Here is a 6,939-nt window from a genome sequence, read left to right as displayed (position 1 = left end):
CTACGGCCTATAGTGGACTTTCACCACCAAGTTATCGCCCATGCCGGGCGCACTTTCACAGAGGCAAATAACTGTAAAAAGTTATTTGTCTTTTTGATTGCTCTAAATTTGTTATAAAATCAGCCTTTTGGTCACGTATTTGTCACATTATTGTGCTAACTTACTATTAATTGCCAATTATTAACCATCAAAAAAACAGAATCTCAGTTAACTTTGAGATTCTGTCTTCTATTCGCCATAATTAGCTTCCCCTAATGAAGGTGACAACCCTTAATCATCTAAGTCATTTTCAATATTTAAACCATACAAATTACTAACAGCTTGGTCTTTATGAGCTTGGTGAACAACAACAATCGCAATTGCACCTTTGCTGCTGACATAATTGGCAAACTGGGCCACTTCTTCGACATAATAAGATAAGCCATCGGAATTCACAATATATTGTTCTTTAACTGGCATACTTTCAAAGAAAACCTTGTTCATACGAATGAAGTCGTCACCCTCATGTAATACCAAAATAACCTTAATCATAACTAGCCTCCAATTATTTAGCTTTCAGCCAATGATGGCCAAGCGCATAAATCATATACCCGATCATCGTTCCCAGTGTGTTGAAGATGACATCATCAATGTCACTGACTCCTGTATATAACAAAAACTGCATAATTTCAATACTGACCGATAAAATAATCCCAGCAAGCGTAATCGTCCAAAACGACCGGTGCTTGGCACTTAAAATTGGCGCACCAATCCCAAAAGGTAAGAACCAAAAAATATTGCCCAAAGAATTGTAAAAAAAGTCTAAAGGTGAACGCCCTTGCGTCAATTTCAAGGTCTGTACCAGTGGTGTTAAGTTAATTTGGGACAGCGGTCGATGTAAGTGCCATTGAATTTGCCAGGGAAAATAAATGCCCCTGAAAACAGTCAAAAATAGTAACATTAAAATATAAACCGTAAAAATCATCACTTTGACTTCCCGCCGCCAATGAATCGGCTTGTGGCGTAGTAGCTGCCAAAGCCAGCGTAAAACCATGAAAATCAATAGATACAAGATGGTTTTATCCAAGCTGTAAAAAATTAATTCTATCAGCGGAAAGTGATTGATCCGTGCTTGATAGTGCGTTTGAACAATTTGAAAAAGCGGCCCTAGAAATATCATTACCCTACCTCTGTATGTTTCATCAAGTTCTTATTCTACCAAACTTGACTGTAAATTTGCAGAGGTTGTTATAAATTTGTTTAGATAAATTCTGTTTTCTAAAATTGTAACCGACTCGACCAAGCGTTATAATATTGAGAGCATTTAACGGTTTTTTGAAAGGATAATATGATGAACAAGACCAATTTCAAAGCCTTTTTGAAAAGTCGCCTCGGCTTTTTTGCTTTATTAGTCGCCTTGATTTGGATGAAATCAATTTTTATTTACTACACTGATTTTTCCTTAGGGCTAACAGATCCATACCAACACCTGATTATGTGGTTGAATCCCATTGGTACTAGCGCTGTTTTGTTAAGCTTAGCGTTATACATAAAAAAACCGCTATTATCTTATATCAGTATGTTTCTGATTTACATTTTACAGTTGGTCATTTTATTTGCCAATGTGATTTATTATCGCCAGGCCACTGATTTCCTAACAATCAACACAATTACCAGTTCCAGCAAAGTCGCTCAGGGCTTAGGTAAGAGCACTTTAAGCTTATTGGCACCGCAAGATATTTTGCTTTGGATCGATGTTATCATTATTTTAATTTTACTTTTTAGAAAAGTTATTCCCATCGATACCAGACGTTTCGGTACCAGAAATGCTTTTATGGTGACTTTAGCCGCTATAACCTTTGCTTTATTCAACTTATTTTTGGCTGAAACCAGTCGCCCGCAACTCTTGACCCGGACTTTTGATCGGAATTACATCGTCAAATATATCGGTCTGGAAAATTTCATGATTTATGATGCCATTCGGACCGCGCAAAATAATCAAGTTCGCGCCAGCAGTGACGGCAGTGAAATGACGGCAGCTTATAATTTTATTCAAAAACAATATGCTGCCCCAAACCCGGCTTATTTTGGCAAAGCCAAGGGTAAAAATGTCATTATCATCCATTTGGAAAGCTTTCAACAGTTCATTATTGATAAAAAAATAGATGGCCAAGAAGTCACGCCATTTTTAAATTCTTTATATCATGATAAATCTACGCTGGCTTTTTCCAACTTCTATCATGAAGTTGGCCAAGGTCGCACCAGTGATGCCGAAACAATGCTTGAAACTGGGTTATTTGGCTTACCTGAAGGCTCTGTATTCACTTCATTAGGCAGTGACAATACCTTTGAAGCTGCCCCGGCTATATTACAGCAAACTGCGGGCTATTCTAGTGCCGTTTTCCATGGCAATACCGGTAGCTTTTGGAATCGTAAAGATGTTTATCGTAATCTGGGCTATAATTACTTCTTTGATGCCTCTTACTACGATACCTCCAAAGATAACGCCATCGGCTATGGTTTAAAAGACAAATTACTGTTTGCGGAGAGCCCCAAATATCTAGAACACATGCAGCAGCCATTTTATACAAAATTCATCACCGTCACTAATCACTTTCCGTTCTCCTTAAGCGACACAGATAGTGATTTTCCTAAGCCTGATACTGGGGATGACATCGTCAATAATTATTTCCGAACCGCGCATTATTTAGATCAGTCCCTCCAGGAATTCTTCCAATACCTGAAAGATAGCGGCCTGTACGATAAAACCATGGTGGTCATTTATGGGGATCACTATGGTCTCAGTAACACGGATAATCTGTCCTTAGCACCGCTATTGGGAAAAAATAGTGCTGATTGGACTTCTTTTGATAATGCCCAACTACAACGTGTCCCATTCATGGTCCACATGCCTGGGCTCAAGGGCGGTATCAACAACACCTATGGTGGTGAAATTGATGTTTTACCAACCTTAATGCACCTATTAGGTGTGAATACCAAACAGTACATGTTTATGGGTACTGATCTACTCTCAAACAAACATAACAGTGTGGTGGCCTTTAGAAACCAAGACTTTGTGACCCCAAATTATACAGTCTTAGGGGGTAAAGGCACCAATGGCACGGTTTATGACAATAAAACTGGGACCGTCAGCCAAGATTTGACTGCTTCCCAGATCAAAACCATCAATGCTGACCAGAAAAATGTCAACCAACGCCTCACCTTCTCGGATAATATCAACAACAAAAACTTATTACGCTTTTACAGTCCACCTGGTTTTACACCGGTCAACCCAGAGAATCAAGATTACGCTAAAAATTGGGCTAACATGATCGATATTGAAAGCCGCCTGGGGAAACGGTCCACCAGTCTATATTCTGAAAATAATGGGACCACCACACATCTTTACCACACCGATGCCCCTGAATTGGCTGATGACCCTTCTCCGATTACGCAACTCCCCCAAAGTGTGTTAGATAATAACAAAACCGCTGATAATGGGGATGCCACAACTAAAAGTAGTGCTAGTTCAGCCAGTAGCAGTTCTGGGCAATAAGTAGCAAAAAGGATTGAATCAACGGATTCAATCCTTTTTGCTGTTATCCTTTAAACATACAGGTGCACTTGGCGACCCTTATAATCAATCAGACCGCCCTCTTTGAGTTTTTTAAGCATTCGTGATAACGTCTCCGGCGTCGTCCCTAAAAAGCTGGATAATGCCTTACGTTGCATGGGTATTTCAAAATCACTACTGCCATTGACGGCCGCTAATTCATTAAAATAGCCCATCAGGCGTTCTTGAATGGAACCACTACTCAATAATGCGGTTTGCTTTTCTAAGGCAGCAATTTTGGCTGCCGACTCAGCCAAGAGCTTCAAACTGATGGCCGGATAGTCCAGCAACAATTGTTCAAAATCAGCTCTGGTGATCACACAAGCCGCGCCAGGGGTTATGGCTTGCGCATAGGTATCATGCATTGTCACCCCAAATAATGCGCCTTCACCTACATAGTCTCCGGTTACCAAAACCCGTAGTAATTGTTCTTTACCGTCCACATTCAACTGATACACTTTGACTTGGCCGCTACGCACAATCACGAGATCTTGGCTGTCAGGATCTAAGAGCATACTGCCCTTTTCAAAATGATGATGGTGAATTAAATCTGAAATTTGTAACAGTTCACTTTGATCCAAATTTGTAAATATCGGCACCAATTCTGCACATACGTGTGTGGTTGCTTTTGTTGTGTCTTGAGTCACCAAACGCACCTCTTTTTTGCTAGTTAATCTTCATCTTCTAACGGAACAGCGTACCCTAAGACCTGTTCAACTTTGTAAATCATATGTTGATTCTGACTTAATAATTGAACCATGGCAATTTCTAAAACAGGGTTAGCTTGTTTTTGAGCCAATTGAACTGCCAACTTAATAAAGCGCTGAGATTTCTTAAAATCCAATACAGTGTCCTTTAACATATCATCAACTGGCCAATATTTATGACTACCAGACTCTTCTAAAAACGTATAATCCTGCATTTCTGCAACAGTCGTTGGCACTAATTCCCCGTTGTCTAACATCTTTTCAGCAACGGTGAAATAACTTTTTTGATTGGCCGCATAAATACTTTGGAAAAGCTCATTATGTGCTGAAGCATACCAGCCATATTGTTCTAACTTAAAACTTTGGAACTTTAAATTGGCTAAAACATGCGTAATCATGGCACCGACTGTTGGCGTATGATGATCCTGTTCACTCTTAGTTTGTTCTTTTTCAAATAAAGTTGCAATTGTCTCTTTATCCATCTTAACCCACCTCGCTTTAAATTTGAACCTGTTTAACTTCATAACCTAACTTTTTCACAATATCACTAAGTTCCTCTGGCGTTACAACCTGACTATCATAACGTACTTTAGCTTTACCAGCATTGAATAAAACCCGAACATCTTGGACGCCTTTAGTTTGTGCTAATGCCCCTTTAATTTTTTTCAAACAACTTGGACAAGTGAGTGCCCCTAATACTAATGTAACATTTGCCATTTTAAATTCCTCCTAAATCATTATTTTCTGTAACTTTAGAAACTTGTGTTGCCGATGTTGTTGCCCGCTTGATGCGCAATAGCCGCATGGCATTGGCAATAACGATTAGAATGCTGGCTTCATGGACAAACATCCCAATGCCCATATCTACGAGCCCAAATAACAATCCACTGAGCAGTATTGCGACGGTTATAACGGCGATACTAATGTTTTGAACCGTATTGGCATGAATGCGACGACTTAATGCAACAGCCCGGCCTAAACTAGTGAAGCTAGACTGTAACAAGGTCATATCGGCAGTCTCCAATGCCACTGCAGCGCCATTACCCATGGCAATGCCTACATTCGCTTGCGCCAAAGCTGGACTATCATTAATGCCGTCTCCTACAAAGGCTACAATATGACCAGCTTGTTGGTATTGCTTGAGCCAAGTCAGTTTATCTTGGGGCAATAAACCACCATGGATCTCATCTAAATCTAAACCCATTGCCATTGTTTCAGCACTAGCTTGATGATCACCAGTTAACATCACCAGATGTTTAATACCCAGATGACGCAATTGTTGTAACGTTTCTGGGACTTCTGGCCGCAGTTGATCATTAATACCTAAGGCCAGAATTAATTGACCTTGACTAGCAATTAATACCAACGTCTGCCCAGCGGCACTCAAATCTTGAATGTTCGCGCTTTGTTGCGGCGTTATGGTTACGTTGTAACGTTGCAGCAGTCTTTGAGAACCTACTAATATCGTGCCATTTTCAATGGCCAACCCAGATCCGGGCACAACTTCTACTTGAGGATCCCCTTTTAACTCAGTAGCTAATTGATACTGCTTTTGCAAATAATTACCCACAGCTTGACTCAAAGGATGATTGCTGTGACGTTCCACATTATAAATTATCTTGAGCATTTTGTTGTCTGGTACTTGATAGGTAATAGCTTTAACAACAGCTGGTTGTCCCATCGTCAGTGTCCCAGTCTTATCAAAAATGAGTGTGTCAGTTTTGGCTAATTTAGCCGTCACTGAGCCACCTTTGATCAAAATACCTTGTTTGGCCGCACTGCCAATACCAGCAACCAAAGCAACGGGTGCACCAATCACTAAAGCCCCTGGACAACCTAGTACCAATAACGTGATCGCTAAATTTAAATTGCCAGTCCAAAGAAAGACGATAATACCCAGTATAAGCACTGCTGGTGTGTAATATTTGGCAAAGTGGTCAATGAAATCCCCGGTAGCCGACTGATTGTCTTGCGCCGACTCAACCAAATCAATAATCTTACCAAAAGTACTTTCTGACCCAACAACTTGCGTTTCAATCTCCAAAAGACCATCTTTCAAAAGCGTGCCCGCATAAACCGAACTACCGACTGCTTTTGAAATATAATTCGCCTCGCCAGTAATGGCCGCTTCAGTAGCATAGCCTTGACCTTTGGTGACTGTACCGTCCACAGGGATCTGGTCACCGGCACTGACTGCCACGATCGTACCAGGTTTTAATTGATCAATTGGCACACTTATCAGCTGACCATCAGTAGCCTTGACATTGGCCGTTGTTGGTGCCAAATCACTAAGTTGTTGAATGGCTCGTCTAGTCTTAGTTAACGTCTTAGCTTGTAGAAAATCACCTAACAGAAATAAGAACGTGACAATCGCCGCTTCATGATAGGCTTGCACAACAAACGCCCCAATAACTGCAATCGTAACCAATAGTTCAATCGAAATTGTTTTATAGCGCAATGCACTGAGCGCTCTGGTGATAACGGGTATCGCCCCAACCACCCCACTCATTATGAGTAACCCTGCACTGATCGATCCCAACAAGTCATTGTGGCTTAAAATTAAACCCAATCCCGTTAAAATACCGGTAAACCACAAAATCTGTTGGTTATATTTATGGTAGAACATTGTAATATGCATCA

The 6,939-nt window shown here is 40.6% G+C and carries 7 protein-coding genes; 1 reads left to right on the top strand and 6 read right to left on the bottom strand.

Features of this window, described 5'->3' with window-relative positions:
• Positions 1 to 270: 270 nt before the first annotated feature.
• Together FC83_RS03005 and FC83_RS03000 are read right to left on the bottom strand one after the other, a co-directional pair.
• On the bottom strand, positions 271 to 531 hold the full coding sequence (locus tag FC83_RS03005; protein WP_035455451.1) for a hypothetical protein: 261 nt from the start codon (positions 529 to 531) through the stop codon (positions 271 to 273).
• 13 nt (positions 532 to 544) lie between these two features.
• On the bottom strand, positions 545 to 1,159 hold the full coding sequence (locus tag FC83_RS03000) for a VanZ family protein (protein ID WP_035455450.1): 615 nt from the start codon (positions 1,157 to 1,159) through the stop codon (positions 545 to 547).
• 171 nt (positions 1,160 to 1,330) lie between these two features.
• On the opposite strand from FC83_RS03000, the gene FC83_RS02995 reads away from it, so the two are divergent.
• Positions 1,331 to 3,535, top strand: coding sequence for an LTA synthase family protein (locus tag FC83_RS02995; protein WP_057002377.1), 2,205 nt, complete (start codon positions 1,331 to 1,333; stop codon positions 3,533 to 3,535).
• Between the two features lie 50 nt (positions 3,536 to 3,585).
• On the opposite strand, the gene FC83_RS02990 is transcribed toward FC83_RS02995, so the two are convergent.
• The 4 genes from FC83_RS02990 to FC83_RS02975 are packed head-to-tail and all read right to left on the bottom strand — an operon-like array spanning position 3,586 to position 6,937.
• Positions 3,586 to 4,239: a Crp/Fnr family transcriptional regulator gene (locus FC83_RS02990; protein WP_035455449.1), complete on the bottom strand. Its 654-nt coding sequence runs from the start codon at positions 4,237 to 4,239 to the stop codon at positions 3,586 to 3,588.
• A 23-nt stretch (positions 4,240 to 4,262) separates the two neighbouring features.
• Positions 4,263 to 4,781 (bottom strand): ferritin-like domain-containing protein, encoded by a 519-nt coding sequence (locus FC83_RS02985; protein WP_035455445.1) that lies wholly within the window; start codon positions 4,779 to 4,781, stop codon positions 4,263 to 4,265.
• A gap of 16 nt (positions 4,782 to 4,797) precedes the next feature.
• Positions 4,798 to 5,016, bottom strand: a complete 219-nt coding sequence (locus FC83_RS02980) for a heavy-metal-associated domain-containing protein (RefSeq protein ID WP_035455443.1) — start codon at positions 5,014 to 5,016, stop codon at positions 4,798 to 4,800.
• A gap of 1 nt (position 5,017) precedes the next feature.
• Entirely contained in the window at positions 5,018 to 6,937 is a 1,920-nt protein-coding gene (locus tag FC83_RS02975; protein WP_057002376.1) for a heavy metal translocating P-type ATPase, read from the bottom strand.
• Positions 6,938 to 6,939: the final 2 nt, after the last annotated feature.

Origin of the sequence: Agrilactobacillus composti DSM 18527 = JCM 14202 (genome assembly GCF_001436375.1) — a bacterium.
Classification (GTDB): Bacteria; Bacillota; Bacilli; order Lactobacillales; family Lactobacillaceae; genus Agrilactobacillus; species Agrilactobacillus composti.
The sequence above is the reverse complement of the archived record's forward strand: the minus strand, read 5'-3'. Positions and strand labels throughout refer to the sequence as shown.